Here is a 3,151-nt window from a genome sequence, read left to right as displayed (position 1 = left end):
GCCGATCACCGTTATCTCGTCTGCCATGCTGATGAGTGCTGTCCTTCCGTGCGACGCATGAGGGATGGCACGCGCCGGTCGGGCGGGAGGACAAGGCTGTGATGGGACCTTTGGCCGGGCTCCTATGAGGTCACAAACGCCCGACCGGCCGCGCGCAGGGCGGCACCACCCGAGTCGGCCGACATTTCATCAACAAGACAGCCTGCACGTCGGTCAGTCGGCGGGTCAGACCCTCTCGGGCGGCACCACAGACATCCTCACAGTCAGTCGTGGATGTCAGGTTGCCCCTCGATGCGAACTACGGGCACGGTGGTCGCTGAGGTCTCTTGGGTTGGTAGAGCGAGCGCTTAGGGACGCGGCCGGCCATCACGGACCGGTGGGGTTGCTGTACTTCGCTGCTGTACTCGAACCGACAGCGAAAAGGGCCACAACAGTGACTGCATCGACGTAGACGCTCACCACCTCTGCGGCTGGTGACCACGCCATCATCAGCACGACGATGATCACGACCACCCACGGGTGCGGAAGACGGTTTGACAGATACCTCGGGGTTGGGTCCAGACTCAACGTAGAACCTCCGGGTTCGCGGCCCATCACGCAGCCCTTGCTTCCAGGTCGGAGCGGTGTGATGGGCTCTTGGCTGTTATGAGCATGGTGCCTTGAGAGTGAACCCATGACGGCGACTTCAGGCGTCAAGATGGCCGTTCTTGAAGGCCCCACATCGAGAGATCTTCTATTGCCTACGCAATACACTAACCGGCCAGGCCATCTTGCCTGATCAGACCACAGAAAGCGTACGCGCTGCCTCACAATGTGAGTGTTTCCGCAGGTCGGAACCTACGAGCATTGCCTAGCAGGAACTAGCAGGAACTAGCAGGGACGTACACAAGCCTGCGTGGAAATGTGGCTGAAAATCGCCTCCTTTAGCGGAACGTAGATGGGCGCGGTCCGACGGAGTAGCAGTTGCCTTAGCGTTCACAGGCCGCCAGGATCGCGTCCCATGCCTCGATTCCTCCCTGACCTCGCCCCTTGGCGGTCTTCCCGCGACTTCCGGCTGATGTGGAGCTCGGGGCTGATCACGAACTTCGGCAGCGCCCTGACCCTGGTGGCGGTGCCCGTCCAGCTGAAGGAGCTGACCGGCTCACCCCTGGCAGTCGGCGCAGTTGGCGCAGTCGAGCTGATACCGCTCATCCTCTTTGGGCTCTACGGTGGTGCGCTGGCAGACGCCCTCGACCGCCGCAAGTTGATCGTGTACACGGAGGCGACACTCGGTCTGCTGGTGGTCGCCCTCCTGGTCAACGCGCTGCTTTCCCACCCCATGGTCTGGCCGCTGTACGTTCTCGCGGCGCTGAGCAGCGCCCTCGGCGGCCTGCAGCGCCCGGCGCTGGACGCGATGATCCCCCGCGTCGTCCCGCACGACCAGCTCATCGCAGCCAGCGCCCTCAACGCCCTGCGTTGGCAGATCGGTTCGATCGCGGGCCCGTCTCTTGCGGGCCTCCTCATCACCCTCGCCGGTCTTCAGTGGGCGTACGTCATCGACGTAGCCACCTTCGCCGTCTCGGTCGCCCTCAGCCTGCGCCTGCGGCCGTCCCCCGCCCCGCGCGGCGCCGGGAAGCCGTCGCTGCGCTCGATCGCGGACGGCGCACGCTACGCGTGGAGGCGCAAGGAGCTGCTCGGCACCTACGCCGTGGACGTGGCCCAGACCGGCCTCGGGTTCCCCATCGCGGTCTTCCCCTTCCTCGCCGACGACCTCGACGCGCCCTGGTCCCTGGGACTGATGTACGCGGCGCTGCCAGCCGGTGCGCTCGTGGTGAGCCTCACCAGCGGCTGGTCGTCCCGCATCCATCACCACGGCCGCATGCAGATCCTCTCGGCCACCACGTTCGGCCTCACGATGACGATGGCGGGCCTGGCGGACAACGTCTGGCTGGTGCTGCTCCTTCTCACCGTTGCGGGCGGCTGCGACGCGATCAGCGGAATCTTCCGCCAAACGATCTGGAATCAGACGATCCCCGACGAGCTGCGCGGCCGCCTCGCTGGCTTCGAGATGCTCTCCATCGCGGGCCTCCAGCTGGGCCAGGTCCGCGCCGGGGGCATGGCCGCCGTCGTCGGCGTCCGCACCTCGATCTGGTCGGGCGGCCTGATGTGCGTGGCCGCCGCCGGCCTGCTCGCCATCTCGCTGCCGAAGCTGATGTCCTACGACGCCCGTACCGATGAACATGCTGCGCGTCAACGCGTGATCGCAGCAGAGAGGTATGACTCAACTGCTGCGGAGACCGGCGTGCCCAGTGAGGATCGGCAGTCCAAACGCTAGTCGAAGAAGTGAAGGGCCGGATCTCTGACCTGCGGCCGTGCAATCGATCAACGCTGGACCTGCGATTTAGCTGTCGGTGGTTGTCAGCGTTGGTCGTCGTTGAGCTCCCTCGCACAGCCCACAGACGGCCCGGGACTGCGCCGGAGCTGACTGCGTCTACCAGCCCGGATCAAGGTGACCCGGTAGCAGGTCACCAATCGCGGGTTGCGATCAGCGTCTCTACGTCAGCGTCATGAAAGCCATAGGCCGATGCTACGAACCAGAAGTCTTCGGCGATCACTTCCCGGGCAACCGTCTCGATCTCGCTGCCTGCTGCCTCGAACTCTGCTTCCAGGAGGTTGAACTCCTCCGTCGCGGCCTGGGTGAGGGCGTACAGCGACGCCACATCCGTCGGTCGTTCGGCCTCGATCCGCTCACACAGACGGATCATGATCGCCTTTCCCTTGTCGACCACGTGATCCGGGAAGTACCCGTCCGAGTACAGGCCCCGCAGAAACGCGTGCCCTGCCACCTGCTCGTTTGTGATGGCCATGTTGCGTGCCCCCGTTCCCTAGATTGAACCGATGCGCAGATCATGCAGCACGCCACTGACAAGGTCGGCGGAGCGGCTTTGGGCGGGAGCTGCCATGGGGCGAGTGATCATGGCCCCGTAAGCTTCCGGCGCGTCGGGCAGTCTGTGGACCTGCCCGTTAAAGCACGACGTTGGGGCCATGATCTTCGAGGCTCGCCCCATGGTGGCTGCCTAACTGGCCGTTCTCTATCCGGTCGTGCGCTCGGTCTGGTTCGAACGGGGTCCTGGATCGGGTGACTTGTGGGCTGATGGGGCATAGAGGAAGG

Annotated in this window: 3 protein-coding genes; 1 reads left to right on the top strand and 2 read right to left on the bottom strand. The window is 64.7% G+C overall.

All coding sequences use genetic code 11. The features are described 5' to 3' along the window. Nucleotides 1–366: 366 nt before the first annotated feature. Nucleotides 367–507 carry a hypothetical protein gene (locus ACWDNY_RS31245; RefSeq protein ID WP_451649180.1) on the bottom strand — a complete coding sequence of 47 codons (141 nt, stop codon included), beginning with the start codon at nt 505–507 and terminating at the stop codon, nt 367–369. 493 nt (nt 508–1,000) lie between these two features. On the opposite strand from ACWDNY_RS31245, the gene ACWDNY_RS31240 reads away from it, so the two are divergent. Further along, a complete protein-coding gene (locus ACWDNY_RS31240) occupies nt 1,001–2,314 on the top strand; it encodes an MFS transporter (RefSeq protein WP_451649179.1) in 1,314 nt (437 codons plus the stop codon). A gap of 190 nt (nt 2,315–2,504) precedes the next feature. On the opposite strand, the gene ACWDNY_RS31235 is transcribed toward ACWDNY_RS31240, so the two are convergent. After that, nucleotides 2,505–2,846 carry a DUF5713 family protein gene (locus tag ACWDNY_RS31235; RefSeq protein WP_451649178.1) on the bottom strand — a complete coding sequence of 114 codons (342 nt, stop codon included), beginning with the start codon at nt 2,844–2,846 and terminating at the stop codon, nt 2,505–2,507. Nucleotides 2,847–3,151 lie beyond the last annotated feature (305 nt).

Source organism: Streptomyces sp. NPDC003697 (assembly GCF_053587115.1).
This window is presented reverse-complemented; position numbering and strand designations above follow the sequence as displayed.